At 68.2% G+C, this 23,002-nt stretch carries 15 protein-coding genes and 1 pseudogene; 10 read left to right on the forward strand and 6 right to left on the reverse strand.

Going from position 1 to position 23,002, the window contains the following annotated elements:
• Positions 1-227 precede the first annotated feature (227 nt).
• From ACNPQM_RS34165 to ACNPQM_RS34205, 9 genes are all read left to right on the forward strand, one after another.
• Positions 228-524 (forward strand): hypothetical protein, encoded by a 297-nt coding sequence (locus ACNPQM_RS34165; RefSeq protein ID WP_418087018.1) that lies wholly within the window; start codon positions 228-230, stop codon positions 522-524.
• A gap of 640 nt (positions 525-1,164) precedes the next feature.
• Positions 1,165-1,968: a DUF6461 domain-containing protein gene (locus ACNPQM_RS34170; protein ID WP_418087019.1), complete on the forward strand. Its 804-nt coding sequence runs from the start codon at positions 1,165-1,167 to the stop codon at positions 1,966-1,968.
• A gap of 436 nt (positions 1,969-2,404) precedes the next feature.
• Positions 2,405-2,848, forward strand: coding sequence for a hypothetical protein (locus tag ACNPQM_RS34175; RefSeq protein WP_418087020.1), 444 nt, complete (start codon positions 2,405-2,407; stop codon positions 2,846-2,848).
• Between the two features lie 1,196 nt (positions 2,849-4,044).
• Entirely contained in the window at positions 4,045-5,220 is a 1,176-nt protein-coding gene (locus tag ACNPQM_RS34180) for an ROK family protein (protein WP_418087021.1), read from the forward strand.
• Positions 5,221-5,631: 411 nt separating this feature from the next.
• Positions 5,632-6,945, forward strand: a complete 1,314-nt coding sequence (locus ACNPQM_RS34185; RefSeq protein WP_418087022.1) for an extracellular solute-binding protein — start codon at positions 5,632-5,634, stop codon at positions 6,943-6,945.
• Positions 6,946-7,032: 87 nt separating this feature from the next.
• Positions 7,033-7,989 (forward strand): carbohydrate ABC transporter permease, encoded by a 957-nt coding sequence (locus ACNPQM_RS34190; RefSeq protein ID WP_418087023.1) that lies wholly within the window; start codon positions 7,033-7,035, stop codon positions 7,987-7,989.
• Entirely contained in the window at positions 7,986-8,831 is an 846-nt protein-coding gene (locus tag ACNPQM_RS34195) for a carbohydrate ABC transporter permease (RefSeq protein ID WP_418087024.1), read from the forward strand. The genes ACNPQM_RS34190 and ACNPQM_RS34195 overlap by 4 nt, the downstream gene beginning before the upstream one ends.
• Before the next feature lie 21 nt (positions 8,832-8,852).
• Entirely contained in the window at positions 8,853-12,467 is a 3,615-nt protein-coding gene (locus ACNPQM_RS34200; RefSeq protein ID WP_418087025.1) for an endo-alpha-N-acetylgalactosaminidase family protein, read from the forward strand.
• A 97-nt stretch (positions 12,468-12,564) separates the two neighbouring features.
• Complete coding sequence (locus ACNPQM_RS34205) at positions 12,565-14,367, forward strand: glycoside hydrolase family 35 protein (RefSeq protein ID WP_418087026.1); 1,803 nt, start codon at positions 12,565-12,567, stop codon at positions 14,365-14,367.
• Between the two features lie 696 nt (positions 14,368-15,063).
• Here the strand turns inward: ACNPQM_RS34205 and ACNPQM_RS34210 are convergent.
• The gene (locus ACNPQM_RS34210) at positions 15,064-15,819 is read right to left on the reverse strand and encodes an IS6 family transposase (RefSeq protein WP_418087027.1); all 756 of its coding nucleotides are present in this window, start codon (positions 15,817-15,819) and stop codon (positions 15,064-15,066) included.
• Positions 15,820-16,408: 589 nt separating this feature from the next.
• Between ACNPQM_RS34210 and ACNPQM_RS34215 the strand changes: the two are divergent.
• Positions 16,409-16,736: pseudogene (locus ACNPQM_RS34215) on the forward strand (transposase); the annotation flags it as partial.
• 11 nt (positions 16,737-16,747) lie between these two features.
• On the opposite strand, the gene ACNPQM_RS34220 reads toward ACNPQM_RS34215, so the two are convergent.
• The 5 genes from ACNPQM_RS34220 to ACNPQM_RS34240 all read right to left on the reverse strand — a co-directional run bounded on the left by ACNPQM_RS34220 (position 16,748) and on the right by ACNPQM_RS34240 (position 22,981).
• Entirely contained in the window at positions 16,748-17,650 is a 903-nt protein-coding gene (locus ACNPQM_RS34220) for a serine hydrolase (RefSeq protein WP_418087028.1), read from the reverse strand.
• A complete protein-coding gene (locus ACNPQM_RS34225) occupies positions 17,647-19,041 on the reverse strand; it encodes a serine hydrolase domain-containing protein (protein WP_418087029.1) in 1,395 nt (464 codons plus the stop codon). Before ACNPQM_RS34225 ends, ACNPQM_RS34220 begins: the two co-directional genes overlap by 4 nt.
• 216 nt (positions 19,042-19,257) lie before the next feature.
• The gene (locus ACNPQM_RS34230; protein WP_418087030.1) at positions 19,258-20,916 is read right to left on the reverse strand and encodes a PucR family transcriptional regulator; all 1,659 of its coding nucleotides are present in this window, start codon (positions 20,914-20,916) and stop codon (positions 19,258-19,260) included.
• 77 nt (positions 20,917-20,993) lie between these two features.
• Positions 20,994-22,100, reverse strand: coding sequence for an o-succinylbenzoate synthase (gene menC / locus ACNPQM_RS34235; protein WP_358862715.1), 1,107 nt, complete (start codon positions 22,098-22,100; stop codon positions 20,994-20,996).
• Entirely contained in the window at positions 22,097-22,981 is an 885-nt protein-coding gene (locus ACNPQM_RS34240) for a GNAT family N-acetyltransferase (RefSeq protein ID WP_418087031.1), read from the reverse strand. Before ACNPQM_RS34240 ends, menC begins: the two co-directional genes overlap by 4 nt.
• Positions 22,982-23,002: the final 21 nt, after the last annotated feature.

A 23,002-nucleotide genomic window follows, 5' to 3' on the forward strand; every position in this document is an offset into this window, starting at 1 on the left:
CCCCCTTCGGCTGTCGTGATCAACATAGTGCAGGCCACTGACAACGCAGCGAACTTTGGCGCTTCGCGCCTCCGGGCCGAGGATGCGTTTCCCTCTCCGGCTGAAGCCGGGGATACCCACGCAAGATCACGGATGGGGAGCGGCTGCTGGCGGCTGAGCTCGACGAAGCCGGCGCCCGTGCAGCTGTCGAGAAGGTCCACCGGGACTTCCTGCCACTCAACGACGTCATGGCCGCCGCCTGCACCGCCTGGCAGCTGGCCGAGATGGGCATCGACGATCCGACCGTGACCCTCGCCCGGACGATTACGGCGCTCGAAGGCCCCGCCGTTGCGTTGGCCGGGTTCGAGGGCCGTCTGACGGCCCATCTCGACCGGTTCTCCGGCTACCAGCAGCGTCTCACCGAAGCCCTGGCCAAGGCACATGTGGAACCTGCCTGGATCACCGGCACCGACCGTGACTCCTGCCACCGGGTCTGGTTCGAGCTGCACGAAGACCTGATCGCCACCCTCGGCGTGGCGCGCTGATCCCGCCTGAGCGAGCAGAGGGAGGCCGGGGCCGACGAACTCCAGAAAGGAGAAAGGACAAGCGGCGCCCGCCAAGATCCAGGCTGACGCGTTCTACGGGGGTGGAGGAGTCGGAACGTCCAGTCGAGTCCTCGTCCCACCTCTCAGGGGCCAGAGGCCACAGGTCGGGGATGCCGAGTCGCCGGTCGATCACTTGAGAGGCGTCTGGCAGATTGTTGGGGACGGAAATGAGAGTGTCCTGACGAGTCGGGGCTGGACAGTCATGGAAGTCGCTCCCACGACGTTCAGGACCGGTTCTGCGCCTTGGACGATCTCGAAGACGAAGGTCGCTCCGCTGGGCAGGGCCGTGAGTGTGCACAGGTCGCCGAAGGCGAGGGACGCATCGGGCTGCCGGGGGCAGCCGGCCTGGTCGACAGCTTGCGTGCCGCAGGGAAGACCCGGGTCCTCCCGTACTGGCACAGAGCGCTTGTTCCGTGAGTGCGCTGTTCCTGGCCGGCTTCGGGCACACGGACGAACAGCACCTGAGCATTGGCTCGGGAGGCGTTCGTCAGCTGCGATCGACGCGGGATGTCCACGGGTTGCGACAGCGCCTCGCCTGCTTCACCAGCCCTTGTCAGTGGTGGCAGGCAAACTGTGGTGCATGACTTCGGTGACCGCACATGACTACGCCTGGATACGGTCCTCCCCGTTTTTCCGCTACGCGCTGGAGACCGGATACACCCTGACCCTGGTGCGCGGCGTTGCCCCAGGGGAGGTGCTGCGGGTAATGGAAGCGGAGCCGCAAGGCATGTGCACGGGGGTGGACGCGCTGATCGAGCAGCAGGAGGAACTGTTCGACGCGACGGACTACTCCTACGAGTCCTTCCTCGCGGGCGCGTTCACCGTGCCAGGCGTGGGCGGCGACTGGACACTTGTTTTGCACTTCGACGGCGGCGTGGCTATGCAGCCGCGCTTCCTGGAAGCCCTGTCGGCGGGTGGGTGTGCCGTGGTGCACTCCAGCAATGGAGGTAAGCCCATCCACCTGTTCCACTGGTATGAGGACGGGGAGCTTCGGACCGCCTTCGAGTGGCCCACGGCCAGGGACGGCGGCACCCCCGACGCCCTCAACTCGGTGATGCGTGAGGTCGGTTTCGATCTTTCCGACGACGAGGGCGACACCGGCGTGCGCGTCGACACCAAGGCGGCGGTCCTCGCCCTCGCCGAGCGGCTGACCGGTGTGCGGGTGACGGAGGAACTGCTCCAGGATGCCGAGTACCAGCTCGGGCATGTGCCGGAGGAGCCTGCCGAGGAGTGGACGGGTCTCGTCATCGACATCACCGACGCCCAGGGGGAACGCTTCTACAAGGAAGTCACCCGCGAGGAGGTCGAGGCCGCCATGACGCGCGCCCGTGCCGAGGCCGCAGATCCGATTGTCATCCGCAGGCCCTCATCACCCGCCCCTTGATCCTTACGATGGCCAAAGCGGATGCGGTAGTCCTGCGGGACCGCCAGGAGCTTGGGGGGACCAGCCTGTGAAAGATCCGGGTGACCTCGTGTCTGACGCTGCTTGCGCGGCGCGTCCAGGTCGGCCCGCAGGACCTGGTGACTGATATTGGCGGGAAGGAAGATCGCGGTGCCCGACGCGCGCCACAGCCGGCCGAACCCGCCCGTCGGCGGGGGATGGAGCAATCCGCCCAGTGCTGCCACGGAACGGGCCGGACCGTCATGGTCGGGGCGACCACAGCCCCGACCATGTCCCCGGCCACGCCGCGCGCGGCCCCGACCACGTGTGAAGAAGCCGTTGGGAACATGGTCAGCAGCCAGGCTGGGAAAACGGATCGACGGCTCTGCGCTCCACGGGCGAGGATGCGGGGTTGTCGCTCACCTTGCCCGGAGGTCCCGTGGGATCCAGAGACGCCGACATCGACTTCACGTTCACGTGCCCGACCACGGTGCGCGCCGTTCTGGATGCCCTGACCGGGGTGGGGTGGTCCGCGGCGGTACCTCCTGGGGGCGTCTCGTACATGATCAACGACGCGGACGACATGTACGAGTGGTACGACAGCGCGCCCGACGGCCTCGGCGAGGTGCTGGCACTCCTGGACGCGCCGGGGAACCTGCCCTACACGGTGGCCCTCAACGTCTACCACTCGGAGGCGGGGACAGGCGGCATGCTCATGTTCCTGCCCGGCCGCACGGACGTCTCCTTCACGCCGACCATCGACCGTCGGCGCATCCCGGCTGCGCCGGAATTCACCGACCTCGCCTGGTACCTGCACGCCCTCGTCCCCGCCCTCGTCACGACCGGGCTCGAAGGGTACGAGGCCAAAGAGATCCGCTACTGACAACGCCGGCTCAGCCGCATGCCCGGCAACAGGCGAGGTGGGCCTGCGCGCGGGTACGGGGGCTGCTGCAGCGGGCGCGCCCCGGTCTTTGGCACCACCGTCTTGCGCCGCCAACCTGCTGCGCCTGTCCGTACGGCTGTTCCCTCCGGGCGGCATGACTGACCGGGCGCCCTCGGTGGACCAGGGGTACCGACGTTGCGACAGGGGTTGCGCCTGAGGTTGCGCCATCTGTTGCGGCTATGGGTTGCGCCTACTGTTGCGCACCCCGGAGGACAGCCCCCGTGTTCGTGCAGGTCACCACGCGGTTTTGGCGTGGTCGGGCCGCTGACATCCCCGTTGCGGCCGCTTTGCCCATGCCCTGGCTGGAGTTGAGGGAGAGGGAGGGCGGGATGGGCGGCGCGGACGCAGCCGGGGACCGGGGCGCGCGCAGTCGGTTGCGCGTCGGCCGGGGCCGCCGCGCCCGCGCCGTCGTCAGCGTGGCTACGCCTGGCGGGAGAAACGCGTCGATCGGCCCGAGAGACCCGCGGCTGGTCCCGATGCTGTTCTCCTGCGGCCGAGTGAGGAAGGGAGAGCTGTCGTACAGCTTCACGTGCGCGGACAGCTTGCCCGTGCAGCAAGTCATGTTGATGCCGAACATCAGGAAGAAGGCCGCGCAGAAGCTGCTGGGCCAGATGGAACCCGGCGGACTTCCACCCGGCTGCCGTGCCGGCTGGCCTCGGGACCGGGCTCGGTGTGTTCCCGTGGGGCCGCGGCCAGATCGTGGCGGGCATCGGTCTCACCGGACGCTCGGTCAAGGGGTGCCGCTGCGGGCGCTGTTCGTGCCAGTCAATGATCTGGACCCGATTACCCTTCTCGATGCCCGTCGGCACGATCGGCTCGGCGGAGTCCTCCATGAGTGCTGGCATGCCGGATGACCAGAGCGGATGTTGTATCGGCACCCGCAGTCTCCGGAACTTCCGGTGCCACCTCGCCTGTGCCTCGGACCGGCCCGCCGAAATGCGGAGTGCGAACTCCACCTAGCGCGCTTCGGCGGGCGGGCGGCGGCTGCGGTTGCGGTGACTGCGCGGCGCGGACGCAGATCACGGGCCTCTCGCCCTTCGGCCGGATCCTGGTAGTGCTTCTTTTCTTGACACACAAAAATATTTACGCCACGCTCGGCGGTGACGATGGAGTTAACCGTGTGTGGGGAGGCATGTGTGACCGCCTTGATGGCGCTGGTCCCGGACCAGACGGGGGCCGAGATCTTTGCGCAGGTGCTCACGGCTGGGCCGATCTCGCGCACGGTGATCGCCCAGCGTCTGGGGCTGTCGCCGTCGACGGTGACGCGGCTGCTGTCGCCGCTCATCGAAGGGGGCTACCTCAGTGAGACCGGGCAGCAGAGCGCGACGGGGCCCGGTCGGCCGCAGCGGCTGCTACGAGTCAACACCGAACAGCACCTGGTCGTGGGCATCCAGATCGCGCGCACGCACGTGGCCGCCGTGCTCACCGACCTCGGGGCGGAGCAGCTCGCGCGTCTCGTTGCTCCGCTCGACTCGCTCGAGCCCGAGCGTGTCCTGTCCGTGGCGGCTGCGTTGACGGCGGAACTGCTTGCGCTCGCCCCCGATCCCGGCGCGGCGGTGCTGGGTATCGGTGTGGGAGTCGGCGGGCACGTCGATGCGGCGGTCGGCACCTGCCGTTCCGCCGTCCGGCTGGGGTGGACGGATGTCGACATCGCGGGACCACTGAGCGCCGCGACCGGGCTCCCGGTGGTCGTCAACAACGACGTGAACGCCCTTGTCATCGCTGAGCGTTGGTTCGGCGAGGGGCGGGACGTCGACTCCTTCGCGGTGGTCTCGGTCGGGCGCGGCGTGGGTGGTGCGCTGATGCTCCATGGCGTGCTGCACTCCGGAGTGAGTGGACTCGCTGTCGAGTTCGGGCATCTCCCGATCGAGCCGAACGGTCCCGAGTGTGCCTGCGGCAACCAGGGTTGCGTGGAGGCGTTCGCCTCATCCGACGCGGTGCTGCGAATGTTCCGGGAGGCGGGTGGCTCACCAGAGGCCGACTTCGACGCCGTGACGGAGCTGGCGCGGTCCGGTGCCAGGGCTGAGCGTCAGGCCGCGCGTGACGCGTTCGCGGTGGCGGGGGAGGCGCTGGGGCGAGGCCTCGCCTGTCTGTGCAATCTGCTCAATCTCGGACTGATCGTCATCGCGGGGGAGGGAACGGTCGCCTACGAGTACTTCGGGCCGGCCATGACGGCGGCGTTGGAACGGTTCGCGGTCTCCACGGCGGCGCGCGACTGTGTCATCAAGGTTGACGAGGCGAGCGAAACGCTCTGGGCGCGCGGCGCCGCCTGTCTGGTGATCAGGGAGTCCGTCCGTGCCCGGCTGTCCTGAGCGCGCGCGCCGCTACGGTTTTTCCCCGCATTAACCGGTGCCGAGGTGGGGTGCTCCTGGTTGCGGATTTCTTTAGGCGGCTGAGATTCCTGCGCTTGGCTTTGCGTATTCACGCACGCCGGTTTGCCTGGCGTTGTCGAATTCCGTACGACCGGGCGTCCAAATTAATCAATGCACCACACTCGCTTTCTCCTGCAGTAAATTGGCTGGTCGGGGCCGGGTGTCGATGACGCCTGCCCTGATTCTCCCGATTTTATAAAGCATCAGAAATGTCTGACGCGACTATTGACCTGCCAGTGCGGTCGCGTTGAATAATTCACCTGCGATTATCCGACTCGCTTGCTCGGTTACCCTTTCTGGCCGTGCTGCGTTTCGCCGTTCCTGTTTTCGCGACCGTTGAATGAGGAATTCATGCGCACGTCCAAGTTCGGATCCGCTGCCGGCGCGGCAGCCGTTTCCCTCGCACTGCTGGCGACCGGCTGCTCAAGCTCCGGCGGCTCTGCCTCAAGCGCTTCCGGCGCGGCGTCCCACGCCGGGCCGGTGTCGATGGAGTTCTGGGGCTGGGCCCCGGGCTACGACAAGATCACGGCCCAGTGGAACGCCGCCCATCCGGACAAGAAGGTGACGTTCAAGCAGATTCCGTCGGGCGCCAAGGGCGGCTACGACCAGATGACCAACGCGATCACCGCCGGCAAGGCGCCGTGCCTCGCGCAGGTCACCTACAACGACATCCCGTCGATGCTGGTCAAGAACGCGCTGATGGACATCACGTCGTACGCCTCCGGCGACACCGGCAAGTATCTGGACTGGACCGTCGCGGCGTCCTCGGCCGGCGGCAAGGTCTACGGCGTCCCCGTCGACACCGGCCCGATGGCCCTGTACTACCGCACCGACCTGTTCAAGAAGTTCGGCATCGCCAAGCCCCCCGCGACCTGGGACGAGTACGCTGCCGACGCCGCCAAGGTCCAGGCCGCCGACCCGGGCGTCGCCTTCGGAACCGCGCCGCAGGACGCCTACGACATGGCTGCCCTGACCTGGCAGACCGGCAAGTCCTGGTTCGGCACGCAGGGCAGCTCCTGGCGGGTGTCCATCGACAACCCGGGCACGCAGCAGGTCGCGAAGTTCTGGCAGGACCTGAAGGCGAAGAAGCAGGTGATGAACAACGGCAACGCCTGGGATCCGAACTTCGACAAGGCGTCCGAGGCCGGCAAGGTCATGACCTTCGTGAACGCCGCCTGGGCCGCCCCAGGCATCAAGGGCGACCTGAAGGACCTCTCCGGCAAGTGGGCCGTGGCTCCGATGCCGACCTGGACTGCCGGCGACAAGACCAGCTCCAACTCCGGCGGTTCGGCCACCTCCGTGCTGTCCGGTTGCAAGACGCCCAAGGAGGCCGTGGAGTTCGCCGCGTTCCTCTCCAGCGACCCGGACGCGGTCAGCACGGGCATCACGGTCGGTGGTCTGTACCCGGCGTCGAAGGCCGGTCTGAACAACCCGCTGCTGTCCAAGGGCGACCCCTACTTCGGCGGACAGAAGATCTACGACGTCTTCAAGGAGTCCTCGGCCAACATCCCGACCACCTGGGTCGTCGGGCCGACGTTCGGGCAGGTCGAGGCCGACTACTCGGACGCGATCGGCAAGGGCACCTACGCCCAGGCGACGACGACGGCCCAGCAGAAGACGATCGACAAGATCAAGAGCCTGGGGCTCTCCGTGACCGGCGGCTGACGCCGAGGATCGTCAGCCGCTCCCCAGGGCTCGCGGCGTCGCGAGCCCTGCCACCTCAGTCCGCACCGCATCCGTGCGAGGAACATCATGAGCACACAGACCGCGCCATCGCCCGCGCGGACGCGTCCGCGCTCGGGCGCGGGACCGAGCCGCCGTTACCGTCGCCGCACTTCCCTGAACGCCGCAGGCTTCCTGGCCCCCTTCGGGGTCCTGTTCACGGCGATGATGCTCGCGCCGATCGGCTACGCCCTCTACCAGAGCTTCTTCAAGGTGCACCGCCAGGGCTTGTTCGGTGGGGCGCAGACCACGCGGTTCGTCGGCTTCGGCAACTTCGTCGACGCGCTGCACGACGGCGACTTCATGCGCTCGCTCGGGCGGGTCGCGCTGCTCGGCGCCGTCCAGGTGCCGCTGATGCTCGGCCTGGCCCTGCTGCTCGCACTGCTGCTGGACTCGCGCTCGGCCCGGTTCAGGAAGACCTTCCGGCTGACTTTCTTCCTGCCCTACGCACTGCCCGGCGCGATTGCAGCGGTGATGTGGTCGTTCTTGCTGGTCAAGGACCTCTCGCCGTTCACCGGGCCGCTGGCCGCGATCGGCATCCACGCCGACTTCCTGTCGGCCGGCTGGCTCCCAGCGTCGATCGGCAACATGATCACCTGGGGCTGGACCGGCTACAACATGCTGATCATCTACTCGGCACTCCAGACGGTCCCCGGCGAGGTCATCGAGGCCGCCACCCTCGACAACTGCACCGGCTGGCGCCTGGCCTGGCACGTCAAGATCCCGCTCGTCCGCCCGGCACTCGTGCTGACCACGGTCTTCTCCATCATCGGCACCGCCCAGCTCTACACAGAGCCCGCCGTGCTGGCGGCCGCGCGGATCCCCGGCGCATCCAACAAGTTCAGCCCGATCATGAACACCACGCTCACCGCCTCGCAGGCGGACCCGAACCTCGCCGCGGCGCAGTCCGTCCTGCTGGCCCTCGTGACGCTGGTCCTCTCCTTCGGGATCTTGAAGTTCACTCAGCGAAGGATGGCCGACGCATGACCGCCACCCGTATCCCGCTCACCGGACGCCTGGTCGTCAATGCGGTGCTCGGCCTGATGGCCCTGTACACGCTCATCCCGCTCTGGTGGCTTCTGGTCTCCGCGACCAAGGGGGAGGGCTATCTCTACCAGGGCAGCCCGCTGTGGTTCTCGCACTTCGACCTGGGCGCCAATGTCAGCCGGGTCTTCTCGTTCCAGGGAGGGGTGTTTTCCTCCTGGCTGGCCAACAGTGCGCTCTACAGCCTGGTCGGCGCCGCTGTCAGTACCCTGCTGTCGGTCATGGCCGGCTTCGCACTGGCCAAGTACCGGTTTCGCGGCCGCGAGGCGATCTTCAACGTGATTCTCGCGTCGGTGCTCATCCCCGCGCCGATGTTCGCCCTGCCGCTCTTCCTGATGATGGCCAAGCTCCAGTTGACCAACTCCTACTGGGCCGTTCTTCTGCCCAGCTTCGTCAGCCCGTTCGGGGTGTACCTGTCGCGTATCTACGCCTCCGCGTCTGTGCCGGACGAGCTGCTGGAGGCGGCACGTATGGACGGAGCGGGGGAGCAGCGGACCTTCTTCCGCATCGCGTTGCCGGTGATGGCCCCGGCCCTGGTGACGATCTTCCTGTTCCAGTTCGTCAGCGTCTGGAACAACTACCTGCTGCCCGCGCTCATGCTCAACGACGCCTCCAAGCTGCCGGTGACCGTCGGCCTGGTTCAGTGGCGCTCGTCGTTCGCCAACGGCGTCCCGCCGATGCTCCCGATCACCGGGGCGTTTGTCTCGCTGGTCCCGCTGCTCATCGCCTTCGTTGCACTGCAGCGCTTCTGGCGCAGCGGTCTCACCGCAGGCGCCGTCAAGTAACCCCTACGGTAGGAGTGAGCCATGTACCCACCATTCCCGCGCAGAGCCGGCGTCGCGGTGCTCAGCGCGTTGCTACTCGTTCTCGGCGGCACCACCACCCTCGCCACCGCCGCTCCTGCGGACGAGGTCGCCACCGCGGTCATCCGCTCCGGGAACCTGACCGCGACCGTCGACACCGCGTTCCCGCAGGTGCTTCAGTACCGGCTGGGAAAGGGCACGCTGCCCGGCAACACGGGGGAGACGCCGCAGGTCAGCATCAACGGCACCGCCTACACCCCCACGGTGACCTCTAAACTCGCCTCCAACCACGCCGACTATGTGCTCGGTTTCTCCTCGATCGGCGTCACGCTGAAGGTCCGGGTGTCGGTGTCGGAATCCGTCCTGGACTGGAAGGTCACGGGCGTCACCGAGACCGGGCGGACCAAGGTCACCACCCTCGCGATCCCGGGACAGAACCTGCTGTCCATCCGCGGCGACCAGACCGGCGCCCAACTGGCCGACGCCTCGGTCTACAAGACCAGCTATGCGGCCAGCCCCGACATGGACACCATCGGCGCTGTGTCGTCGCTGCCGGCCGACGCCACGCCACTGCACAAGGCCATCGTGCTGGTGGCCGACTCGACGATCGCCGCCGGTGTCACGAGCAACTCGCTGACCTCCTTCGGCGATCCGGTGGACCCGAGCCGCGGCGGCAACCTGCTGGTGCAGACCGCCCAGTCCGGCGGCGTCAACACGACCGCCATCGGCTCGGACCTGTGGACCTACCGTGGGCCCGACGGCCAGGTCGTCGCTCTGCCGGAGGCGAAGGTCGTCCTCACCGGCGACGCCAACGGCAGCGGTCGCGTCGACTGGCAGGACGCGGCCATCGCCTACCGGCAGATCATGCCCGAGCCGAAGCACGCGGCCCAGACCAAGAACAACGTGGTCTCCCAGATCGCGATGAACTTCGTCTCCCAGGCGCAGAACCCGTTCGTCAAGACCCTTGACGACATCAAGAAGATGGCGCTCTACACCGACGGGCTGGGCCAGTCCATCGAGCTGAAGGGCTATCAGGACGAGGGTCACGACGCCGGCCACCCGGACTACGCCGGCCACTACAACACCGCCGCCGGTGGACTCGCCGACATCAACACCGTCGTCGACGGTGCCGCGGCCTACAACACCATCGTCGGCGTCCACATCAGCGACGTCGGCGCGGCGCCGCGCAGCCATGCCTTCCGCTGGGACAAGACGGACAACCCGACCAACCCCTCATCCCCGTACATCTGGGGAGACACCTCCTACAGCCTCGACATCGGCAAGGACCTCGCCAGCGGCGACTACGCCAAGCGGATCGGCGCGCTGCTGCACGACGTTCCCCACCTGGGCTTCATCTACAGCGACGCGTTCGTCCAGAACGACAGCATCGACTGGAACGCCTGGAAGGAAGCGAACGCCGTCACGCAGCACGGGCTGCCGATCTACACCGAGTGGGCGGGGTTCATGTTCCCGTACACGTCCTGGTACCACCACTCGGCCGAGGACAACAACTCCGGTATCAGCAGTCAGATCCTGCGCTTCGTCTACAACCACGACATGGACGCCTGGGCCAACAACAGCGAGCCGATGCTGGGCGGGGCGCGGAACAATGCCTCGTTCATGGGCTATCACAGCAAAAACTCGGTCAACCAGGAGATCGCCCAGGTCTTCACCAACAACCTGCCGACCAAGTACCTGCAGAACTTCAAGATCACCAGCTGGAAGACCGGCGCCATCCAGTTCACCGGCGGGGTCTCCACCAAGATGAACGGCAGCTCGCCGCAGATCTGGCGTGACGGCGCACTGGAGCGCGACGGCAACAAGTTCTTCCTGCCCTGGTCCCCGCGGGGTCAGGAGAAGATCTACGCTTGGAACGATGAGGCGGAGTCCCGGACCTGGACCCTGCCCAAGGCCTGGTCCGACCAGAGCTCGGTCACGCTGTACAAGCTCTCCGACACCGGGAAGGACGCGGGCACCAAGATCACGGTCAGCGGCGGCCAGGTCACGCTCACCCTGGACGCGAACACGCCGTACGTGATCTACCCCGGCACCCAGGTCGCCGTCCCGACGACCGGCAGGTACGCCGACGGCAGCAATGTAGGAGCCCCGGTACTGCGCAGCGACACCGCCTCCTCGGTCGGCTTCGGAACCGGCACCCTGGTCAAGAACGGTGAGTTCTTCACCCGCGACCTCAGCGGCTGGACCCCGTCCTCCACCTCCGGTGACACCTCCGGCGTCTCCGTGGTGACCGACTCCAACGGCTTCCAGAACCTGCAGATCACCGGCGTCAACGACGGCCAGGTCACCCAGCAGCTGACCGGCCTGACCCCCGGTCAGACGTACTCCGCCTCCGCGTACGTCTCGGTGACCGGCACTCGGAAGGCGACTCTCCAGGTCGACGGCAACGGCGCGGACCCGGTCAGCAACTGGATCGACAAGCCGACCCCGGCCCAGACCGACTTGGACAACCGGTTCAGCGGCCAGCGGTTCCAGCGCCTCGAGGTGCTGTTCACCCAACCTGCCGGCGCCACCAAGGCCACCCTGCACCTGAGGGCCGCCGCCGACTCCGACGGCGGTGACACCGTGCTCTGGTCCGACGTGCGCGCCATGGCCGACCCCGGCGCCACCCACCAGGCCGACGGCCATTACTACACCGAGGACTTCGAGCACAACACCGGCGGCGGGTTCGGTCCCTTCCTGATCGGCCGGCATGGCGAGCCCAGCGAGATCCTCTCGGAGTTCCATGACGGCTACACCCGCGACACCATCAGCGGCAACTACTCGCTGGAGACCATCAATAACGGCTCCGGACTGCAGTTCCGCACCTGGCCCGGATCGATCCGCTTCGTCCCGGGCCACTCCTACCGCGTGCAGGCGGACTACCAGGCCGACACCGCCGGCCAGTACCACTTCCAGGTCAACGGGGACAACGCCGGCTCACCGCTCACCGACACGCCGCTGGACCGGACCACCACCCAGGGCCTGACCAGCCCGCCCTCGCCCGGACCGGTGCCGTCCTGGTGGACCGGAAGCTGGACGGACAGCCTGCCGCCGCAGAAGTCGGCCCCGCACAGCCACATCGACACCTCCTTCACCGCCGGTGACTGCGGTGACATCTACCTGTCCCTGACCAGTGCCACCCGCAACAGCAGCGCCGCAACCCTGGACAACCTGGTCGTCGACGACCTCGGCACCACGGCCACCGGCCTGCCGACCTGCAAGCCCACCACCTCCGGCCCGATCGTCGGGGTCGCCTCCAACCGCTGCATCGACATCCCGGGCGGTAACAGCACCAACGGCACCCTCGTCGGGCTGTGGGACTGCAACGACAGCGCCAACCAGACCTGGTCCTTCCCCGAGGACGGCACGATCCGCTCGCTCGGCAAGTGCCTGGACGTCACCGGACACGGCACCGCCGACGGGACCCGCGTCGAGCTATGGGACTGCAACGGCGGCCCCAACCAGCAGTGGACCTACGACGCCGCAACCAAGGAGTACCAGGGCGTCGAATCCGGAAGCTGCCTGGACGCGGCCAACGGCGCCACCACCAACGGCACCCTGCTGGAGATCCGGCGCTGCACCGGCGGCACCAGCCAGCAATGGAGCCACCCGTCATGACCCGCTGACACCCACGTGACCGAACGGCGCCGGGTACTGCCACGCCAGGCGGTGCCCGGCGCCACATGCCAACGACAACAACTGAAAGCAGCAACGCATGAGCACGCGACCAGCCCTGACCGTTGACGGCCACCGCTTCCTGCGCGGCGGCCGCGAGCACCGCGTGGTCTCGGCCGCCGTGCACTACTTCCGCATCCACCCCGACCTGTGGCACGACCGGCTGGCGCGACTGCGGGCCATGGGCTGCAACACCGTCGAGATCTACATCGCCTGGAACTTCCACCAGCCCACCACCGACCCGGCCCGCTTCGACGGCTGGTACGACGTCGCCGCGTTCATCCGCCAGGCCGACGCACTCGGACTCGACGTCATCGCCCGCCCCGGTCCCTACATCTGCGCCGAGTGGGACCTCGGAGGCCTGCCCGCCTGGCTGCTCGCCGACGAGTCCATGCACCTGCGCACCGCCGACCCGACCTACCTGGCCGCAGTGGACCAGTGGTTCGACCAGCTCATCCCCGTCCTCGCCGACCTCCAGGTCTCACAGGGCGGCCCCATCGTCGCCGTCCAGGTCGAGAACGAGTACGGCAGCTACGGCAACGACGCGGACTACCTCGAGCATCTGAAGACGGGTCTCATCGCCCGAGGCATCGACTGCCTGCTCTTCACTTCCGATGGCCCCGAACCGCGCATGCTCGCCGGCGGAACGCTCCCCGGGGTGCTCGCCACCGTCAACTTCGGCTCCCACCCGGAGGAGGCGTTCGCCGAGCTCGCCAAGTTCCAGCCCGACTCCCCGCTGGCCTGCATGGAGTTCTGGAACGGCTGGTTCGACCACTTCGGAGACGCGCACCACGTCCGCGACGCCGCCGACGCCGCTGAGACGCTGGACAAAATCCTGGCCGCCGGGGGATCAGTCAACATCTACATGGGCCACGGCGGCACCAACTTCGGCTGGTGGGCCGGCGCCAACCACACCGGCGAGACCCTCGCCGACCCCGGCTACATGCCCACCGTCACCAGCTACGACTACGACGCCCCGATCGGCGAGGCAGGCGAGCTGACCGAGAAGTTCCACCGGTTCCGCGAGGTCATCGGCCGCTACGTGCCGCTGCCCGAGGGCGAGCTGCCCACGCAGCCGCGCCGCATCCGCCCAAGGACCGTCGCCGCCGCTCCCGTCGCGGCCCTGCGCGACAACCTTGACCTCCTCTCCACCCCGCTGCGCCGCCCGGCTCCCGAACCGATCGAGAAGCTCGGCCACTACCACGGGCTCATCCACTACCGTCACCGCATCAACGGACCCGCCGGACCCGCCACGCTGACCGTCGACGGCGTCCGCGACCTCGCGCAGGTCTTCCTCGACGGACAGCTGGTCGGCGTACTCGAACGCGACAACCCGGCCCCCACCATCGAGCTGGTCGTCCCCGAGGGCGGCGCCGAGCTGGAGATCCTCGTCGAGCCCTTCGGCCGGGTCAACTACGGGCCGCACCTGGCCGACCGCAAGGGCCTGACCGCAGGCGTGCGCCTGGACCACCAGCACCTGTTCGGCTGGGACGTCCGGGTACTGCCCCTCGACGACCTGAGCGCCTTGTCCACCACCCCGGCCACCGAGGTCGTCGACGGCCCCGTCTTCCACCGCGCCGTCGTCGATCTACCGGAACCGGCGGACGCCTTCCTCGCCATCCCAGGCAGCGACCGCACCCTGGTCTGGCTCAACGGCTTCCTCCTCGGCCGCCTGTGGACCGAGAAGGGTCCCCAGCGCACCCTCTACGCCCCGGCGCCACTGTGGCGGGCAGTGGGCAACCAAATCCTCGTGCTCGACCTCGGCGGTACCAGCGCCCCGCTCACGGTGGAACTGCGCGACGAGCCCGACCTCGGGCCGACTGCCGCACCGCCGCAGCACTGAGGCGCGGCTCCAAGAACCGCATCGCACCGAGCGGGTGCGGACCATCCGGTCCGTCCAACCCCCGTCGACAGGCGACGTGATGACAGCCGCAGGCCCGCCGCCCGCTCGTCCCGGGCGCGATTCTTGGCCGTCGGCCTCGGGGCCGTTCTTGTCGCCGACGGGGTCACCACGGTCACCCCGTCGGCGGCGAGCATGGCGGGTGCGTGGTCGACGATGGTGACGTGATACCCGCGGGCGGCCAGACGCATCGCGTCACCGCCGGCGAGGTCGAGTATCTGCAGCGGCCCGCCGCCCAGGTCGTCGAGATGACGGACGAGGTTCGCCTCGGCGATCGCCTATCGCAGACGACCCCAGGGGGCGTCCTGCCATTCCTGCCAGGTGGTCATCGCGGTGTTGAACTTCTCGGGAGCTTCAGGCATCTGGTGATGATAGCTCGAGCAACGGCCCGAACAGGTTCACTCACCAGGGAGTTCGGCGTATGCGGACGGCGGTCTTGGCGTGATTCTTCGTGCTGACCAGAGCGCGAGTTTCACCAGCCCAAGACCGCCGTCGGAGGTGAGTCTGCTGCACCACGATGTCCAGCAGGAAGTGTTCGCGGTGGCGTCACACTTCCGGGACGGGTGCTGTCACGTTGTTGGGTTGCAGGTGCCTGACGGTGCGTCGTGGCCTGGTGGGTCCCGCGGTCCGGGCCTGTGGTCAGGCCGTGGTGGGCCGGCCGGCAGCGCCGGTGATCTGGTCCCAGATCGCGAAGCGGACGGTCATCTCGGCTCGGTGGTCGGGGGCTTTCATCAGGTGGCGGTGAGGGCGGAAGTGGGGTGAGATGCCGCTGAACGCGGACAGGAACCGCTGGGCCCCGCCGACGGAGCGGAATCCCTTCATGGCGCGTTCGCGCTGCCGCGTGGGCTGATGACTGTTCTCCGCCCGGTTGTTCAGGCCCTTGTGGGAACGGTGTTCCACCGAGGGCATGACCTCGCGGTGCGCCGCGCCGTAGGAACGGAGCTTGTCGGTGACGACCACCCTCGGCACCGTACGGGTCTTCTTCATCAGGCGGCGGAAGAAGCGTCCTGCCGCGGCCTTGTCCCGGCGGCTCTGCAGGAGGATGTCGAGCACGTTGCCGTCCTGGTCGACGGCCCGCCACAGGTACTTCTGCTCTCCGTTGATCTTCACGAAGACCTCGTCCAGGTGCCACTTGTCCCCAGGCCGTGGCCGACGGCGGCGCAGTTCGTCCGCGTAGGCCTGGCCGAACTTGGCGGAACAGCGGCGGATGGTCTCGTAAGAGACGATGACGCCGCGCTCGATCAGCTCCTCGACCTCGCGGAAAGACAGCGGGAAGCGGAAGTACAGCCATACCGCGTGCGCGATCACCTCCACCGCGTACCGGTGGCCCTTGTACGACGGCGACGCGGACGACACGAACGAATCCCTCCCCGGCACGACCAACCAGAAGATCATCCCACCCGGCCAGTCAACGTGACAGTGCCGGCCAACGCGGTACCGGCGATCCCGGCTCCGGATATCAGGACCGTTGCGTTCGCCATCGAGCGAGCACACTCCTTATGCAGGCAGGAACTTGATCAACGGATTCTGCCAACACTCGGTGCTCTGTGGCAGACGAATCGTCAAGTACGCCCGATTCGACAGCAAGCGGAATATGAGCAGTAGGGGCCTGCCCGGCAGGACGCCGGCCTCGCCTCCACCGAAGAGGACGGCTTCGGGCGTCGCCCCGGCAAGGTCGCCGACGTGTAAGACCGGGCCCCTGATCCCGTTCCGCGCCCGGCTGCCTGGTCCCCCGACAGGCCACAAAAACGCCCCTCTTACGGCGTCTGCTGATCCTGGATCCGCCGAGCGATAGTCGGTCTGTGGACGACGGAATGAGAAGAGGTGCCCGCTGACCTGACTCTATGAGGGCCGGGCCCCCTTCCCTGCACAGCCCGGTGGATTCTGGTTCCGGGACCCCATCCGTGCTCGGAAAGGAGGCCCTCAATGTCGGTCTACGTCGGCATCGACGCCGGCAAGGGCCACCACTGGGCGGTGGACAGACATCGTCCGTGACCTGTCCGTCTACCGCGACGCCGCCCGGCCTGGCCTTCCACGCGGGGCCTGGCGCCGGTGCCCCGCGACTCCGGCCGCAGAACGGGCAGCTACCACCGGCCGAAGCGTTACAGCCGACGCAGGCGCCGGTTGTTCTACATGTCCGCGCAGTCTGCAATGATGCGACCGGGCCTGTCGAGGGACTACTGCCTCAAGAAACGCGCCGAGGGTCTGATCCGCACCAGGCATTGCTCGCGCTCGCCCGCCGCCGGGTCGACGTGCTGTGGGCGATGCTGCGTAACATTCACCTCGCCCCGCCGGTCACGCAGACGGCTTGACACGACCACTCCTAGCGGGTCGCGCTCTGCGCGTGGAGGTGGTCGACAGCCAGCCGGGCGGCGGCGCCGATGGATGCGTCGACCGCGGGAAGGCGGTCTTCGAGGGAGTGAGCGCGGGTGAACACCGCGACCGCGAACTGGCGACCGTCGCCCAAGGTCACCACTCCCGCTTCGTTGCGGACGCCGGGCAGCGTCCCGGTCTTCGCCGCGATCCGCACTCCGGACGGGAATCCGGACGACAGCCGGTGCGGCCAGACCTGCTGGGCCATGATCTTGCGGACCCGTTCGCAGGCTTCGGGTTCGCCTGCCCGATCGATCCAGATCGCGTCGAGCAGCGCAGTCATCTCGCGCGGCGTAGACGACGTCGTACGTTCCGGGTCGCGCACCGAGAGCTTCAGCATCTGTTCCGGCGTGGCCTCGCCCAGCAGCGCTTCGAGGTCGGAGTCCGAGTTCCCGCCGAGGTCCGCCACGACGGATGCGAACAGGTCCTCGCAGCAACCGATCAGCCGGGTGCGGGCCAGCCCGAGGTCGGCCAGCACCCGGTCCACCGCTTCGTGGCCCACGCGGTGGAACACCAGGTCGGTCGCGGCGTTGTCGCTCATCGTGAGCATGAAGTGTGCGAGGTCGCGCCAACTCATCTCGACGTCGTCGGCGCAGCCCGCGGTGCCGATGCCGCCGATCCGGTACCGCGCGGTCACCAACGTCTGCTCGGTCTCGTCGAGCCGTCCCGCCACGACTTCGCGGGCGTAGGCGACGGCCACCGGAATCTTGAACACCGACGCCAGCACCACCGGGTCGTCGCCGCCCGCCGACACGTCGGGTCCGTCCGGCACGCCGACTTCGCGAGCGTGCAGGAACCCTTCGGCGCCGGCTTCGGCAAAGACGGCTTCGATCTGTTCGCGGATCTCGTTCACTGGGACCTCCGTCGGTCGGCGCGTCCGGTGTGGAGGAACTGGGCGCGGCCGGTGTCGTCGTCGCCGACGAACGTGTGTGCCATATAGATGCCCGGGACCTGCGGGACGTAGGCGACGAACGTGTCGCCGAGGTAGGGCAGCAGTTCCTCCTTCGCCGGGGGCGCACCGCCGACCTCGGCGAAGATCCCCTTCGGGGTGCGCTCTATCCACAGCTTGCCGTTTTCCGCGGTAACGACGGTATCGGCGACCATCGACGAGTATTCGCCCACGTACCGGGACAGGTCGGCCGGGGCGGCCTCGGGGTTCGGCTCCGGCAGTGACGGGAGCTTGACGCTGGCGAGTTCGTCAAGCAGCTTGCCGAGGACCTGTTGGTAGACGTGCAGCGGCTGCCCGCCGTTGGTCAGCAATGCAACCGCGACGTTGCGCTCCGGTACCACGCGCAGGAAAGCCGACTGGCCGATGGTGGCGCCGTCGTGGCCGATCACCTCGTCGCCCTCCCAGCCGAAGAGCATCCAACCGAGACCCCAGTGGGCGACCATGATGCCGCCGAGCGCGGGCACCTCCACCTGCGGCTCCCGCATCGCGGCCAACGACTCCGGCGACAGCACCTGGGTGCCGTCGTCGGCCTTGCCGTCGTTCAGGTGCATTCGGACGAAGGTCAGCAGGTCCCGCGGGCGCATCGCGAGCGTCGAACCGGCCGGGGCGTTCGAGCGGGTGAGCGCCCAGTTCGGCGCGGGCACCGGTTCCTCGCCCGGCTTCGAGGCGACGTGGCCGATCGCGGCGCGGTAGCGGATCGCGTCGTAGGGACCAGCTGCGGCGTGGGTCAGGCCGAGCGGCACGAAGAGGTGGTCGCGCACGCAGTCGTCCCAGCACTTGCCGCGCAGCACCTCGATGATGCGGCCGAGCACGCAGTAGCCGGCGTTGTTGTAGGAGAACCGCTCGCCTGGCGGGAAGAGCTGCGGCACGTCGGACAGGGTCGCGATGAGCTTCTCCACCGCGTCGTCGCCAGGCCCGGTGTCGGTGAAGATGTCGCCCTCGAAGCCGGCGGTGTGGCAGGTCAGCTGCCGGACGCTGATCGCGGCCGCGGCCTTGTCGTCGCCGAGCGCGAGCTCCGCCAGGTAGTCGCGCACCGGCCGGTCGAGGTCGAGGCGGCCCTCGTCGACCAGCTGCATGATCAGGGTGGTCGTCCACACCTTGGTGATCGACCCGATCTGGAACAGCGAGTCCACAGTGGACTCCACCCCGGTGGCCTTGTTCAGGACGCCCGCGGCGTGGTCGATCACCTTGCCGTCGGCGAGCACCGCGATTGCGGCGCCAGGAACCTGATGCTCGGCCAGCAGGGCGGCGAAGTTCTCCTGGAGCCAAGTCTCGATTTCAGAAATTTTCGACATGTGCACCTTCTGCCCGGGTGGGGATGGCGTTTCCGGAATGCTAGGCCCGTGGCCTGCATCACTTGTTCGTCCGGACCGAGGAGAGCGCGGGGAAAGTTCCTCCGCCCAGACGAATCAGGCCGTGCACAGCGACTCCACTGCCGTCGCCGCGGCGAAAGCGAGAATGCGTCGCGCTCGGGGACCCGGGAACGGGTCCGGGAGCAACCGGGACGGCGGTCAAGCCTCTTCAACCGGAACGGCTTTCCCCTCCCGCGGCAGCAAATGCAGCTGCACCATCGCCGCGAACCGGTCTCCCGGGTCGTCGAGATCGATTCCGCCGACCTCGGCGAGCCGGCGCAACCGGTACCGGAATGTGCTCGGATGCACGTACGCGGCGGCCGACGCGGCGCCGATGTCGCCGAAAGAATCGAGCCAGCACCGCAGCGTGTGCACGAGCTGAGATTGGTGTTTCGTGTCGTAGGCCAGCAGCCGCGCGATCGGCCCGGTCGCGACATCGCCGCGTGCCGCGCAAAGATCCGCCAATTCGAGCATCAACGCTTCGATGTGCACGTCCTCGGCGGTGGTCACTCGCTTTGTGCCGCCGTTGGTGAGCAACACGCGCAACGCGCGGTCGGCCCCGTCGCGGGACGCGCGCAGGCCCGAGCCGTCGAGCGCGAGCGGTCCGACGCCGATTGCGGCGGCGCCCCGGCGGCCGGTGCGTTCCAGGAAGGTCGACGCGACGCGCACCGAGCGTTCGCGGCAATCGCCTTGGTTCCCGGGCATCGGGACGATGCCGTACGCGACATCGCCGACAAGCGCTACCGCCGACCGGGGCTGGACGGCGCTGAGGTGCATAGCGAACGCGTCGGCGACTCGCTGGCGTTCCGCGACGAGCCAGAGGTCGTCGTCGGGGACCTCAAGGAGTCCCATGGCGAGCACGATGGTGGGTTGCCCCAGCAACCCGAGGCGCGCGATGGCTTCCGGCGCGCCGGAGCCGCCTTCGAGCGCGGTGCTGACCAGATCGGCCCGCAACCGGCGCTCGACATCGGCACCCGCGCGCAGTCGAAGCATATGCAGCGCAACGATCTTCGAGGCGTCGACCATTGCCGCGGTACGTTCTTCGCTAAGCTCATTGTGGACTGCGGCCCAGATCGAGCCGAGGACCTCGTCGCCGGCTCGGACCGCGACCGCGACTCGAGGCATGGCGATGTTCTCGTCGTAGCCGTCCGGGTAGACGTAAACCGGCCCGTGGTCCCGGTAAAGGCGTTCGAAAACGCCTTCCTTCTCCAGCTCGCGGGTGAACCGTTCGGGCACCTGACGGCCGAGAATCGTTTCGACGCGGGAAGGATCGGCCTCGTCCTGGCGGCCGGAGAACGCGAGCACGCGCGAGTTGCGGTCCTCAATGGTGACCGGCGCGTCCAGCAGCGCGGCGACCGCGTTGGCGAGCGCGAACAGATCGCCGGACGGCACCCCGCCGAGCGTCTGCGGGGAAACATCGCCGACGTCGTCCTCGGCGAGCAATGTGCGGAGCATCGCGGCGAGCTGCGTCCACGACGCCCCGCTGGCCAGCCCGAGCAGCGCGACTCCGGTGGAGTTGGCCGCCCGCACCAGTTCCGTCGACGCGGAGACCGGCGACCGCACGACCAGCGCGGCAGCCCCGCGTTCGCCGACGGTGCGCAGCAGCTTCGCGATTTCGTCGGATTCACGCACGCCGACCCCGAGGACGACCGCCTTGGCGGGGAACTCGGCGTCGTCGTGCGGATCGTGGATCACCACGCCGCCGAGTTGCCGCCGGGTGTCCCGCCCGACGGCGACCGGCTCGAGGAGCACGTCCCCGAGGGCTTCGAGGACGCGCCCCAGACTCGTGTGCGGCTTGCTCGGCACGGGTGTCAGCATTCCCCGAGGGTAGATCGAGCCTCGGTCGAACCGCGTGGTTCGATTCGGCTGAATCTACCCCCGGAATTCGTGCCAGGCTACGAACCGATCCACACCTTCGCGGTGGTCACCTCGTCGAGCAGCTCCGGAATCGGCACCACGCCGAGGCCCGGTCCGGTCGGCACCGGCAGGTGCCCGTCTGACAGCACGAACGGCTCGGTGATGTCGGTTTGGTAGAATCGGCTGGATGCCGAGGTGTCCCCGGGAAGAGTGAAGCCCGGCAGCGAGGCCAGCGCGACGTTCGCCGCCCGGCCGAGGCCGGTCTCGATCATCCCGCCGCACCACACCGGAACCGCGTGCGCCGTGCATACGTCGTGCACCCGCCGCGCTTCGAGGTAACCGCCGACCCGACCCGGCTTGATGTTCACGATCTGGACTGCGCCCAGCTTGATCGCGTCCGCCGCCGCGCGTGCCGACACGATCGATTCGTCCAGGCAGATCGGCGTCTTGATCCGGCGCGCCAGTTCGGCGTGGCCGAGGACGTCCTCCTCTTCCAGTGGCTGCTCGATCAGCAACAGGCCGAACGGATCGAGGCGGGCCAGCTGCGGCGCATCACCCAGGGTGTAGGCGGTGTTGGCGTCCACCTGCAGCAACACGTCCTCGCCGTAGCGTTCGCGGACCGCGCGCACCGGCTCGACGTCCCAGCCCGGTTCGATCTTCAGCTTGATCCGCACGTAGCCGTCGTCCAGATACCCGCCCACGACGTCGAGCAACTGCGGGATCGTGTCCATGATCCCGACCGAAACACCGCACGGCACGGTGTCCCGCACCGACCCCAGCTCGGCCGCGAAGGATCGCTCGCTCGCGCGGAGTTCGGCGTCGAGCACCGCCATCTCCAGCGCGCCCTTCGCCATCCGGTGGCCCTTGAACTGGGCCAGCAACGGCGTCACCTTCGCCGCGGTCACGTCCTCCGCGGCCAGCAGCGCCGGGACGAGGTAGTGGCGCAGCACGTGCTCGGCGCCGTCGTTGTATTCCGAGGAGTACAGCGGGCCGGCCATCGTCACGCACTCGCCCCAGCCCTCGCCCGCTGGCGTCACCGCCCGCAGCAGCAGGAGTTCGCGCACGGACTGGGTGCCGAACGAAGTCCGGAACGGGGCGACGAGCGGCATCTGCACCCGGCGCAGTTCCACACCGCTGAGTTTCACTGCTCCTCCTTGGAAATCACGTAAAAGCCGGCCCGGTCGAAGCCGGTCACCCGGCCCCCTGCGGACATCAGTCCGCCGAGCGTTTCGCGCAGCGCGGCCCGCCAATCGGCTGCTTTGCCGGGGTCGGTGCGGCGCAAGCCTTCGATGTCGGCCGGGACGGCGACGCGCACCACCGGGGCATCTGCCGAGCCCGTCGCCGGGCCGCCGTTGGCGTCCACCGAGAGCGCCACGGCAGCGCCCCGCTCGAGCGGCGCTTTCGCATCGGTCCGGATGGGCTCGCCGAAGGCGGCGGCCCGCACTGCCGTGCTGGCCAGGTCCCAGGACACCATCAGCCGGTCGGTGTCGCCCGAACCGTTGATGCCGTCCGCCATCGGGCCGTAGAAGTCGCGCAGGTACAGCACCGGGAGCGCACCGAGTTTGCCGAGGTTGAAATAGGCGTTGCGGCGCACCAGTGGATCGAACGTCCACTTGATCGCCGAGACGTCCTGCGTCAATACCCAGCCGCGCTGGTGCAATTTCAGCGCATACCCGATTCCGCGGCCCGCACCGGCCTTGGCAACTCCGGCGATGTGACTGTGCAGACTGCCTTTTCCGGGATGGCCGAAAAATCCGACGCACGCGCCGAGCAGCTCGCCGCCGGCAAACGCGCCAGCCACGTAATTCCCGGCAGCCGACAGCGCGCGCAGCAGCTCCGTGGTCACCGGCCGGGCCGATCCCCAGATCGTCTCGAAGAGCATTCCCACCGCGGTCAGTTCGGCGATCTCGGTAATCTCCCGTACCTCGACCCCCGACGCGGCGGCCGCCGCCCGCGCGGCCGCGACCGCCTCGTCGCAGGTCGCCGATGTGACCTGCCGTTCCGTGTTCATCGCAAGATTCGTCACGGGATGATCCTTTCCCGGCTT

Origin of the sequence: Streptomyces sp. NPDC056231 (assembly GCF_048270745.1) — a bacterium.
GTDB lineage: Bacteria > Actinomycetota > Actinomycetes > Streptomycetales > Streptomycetaceae > Streptomyces.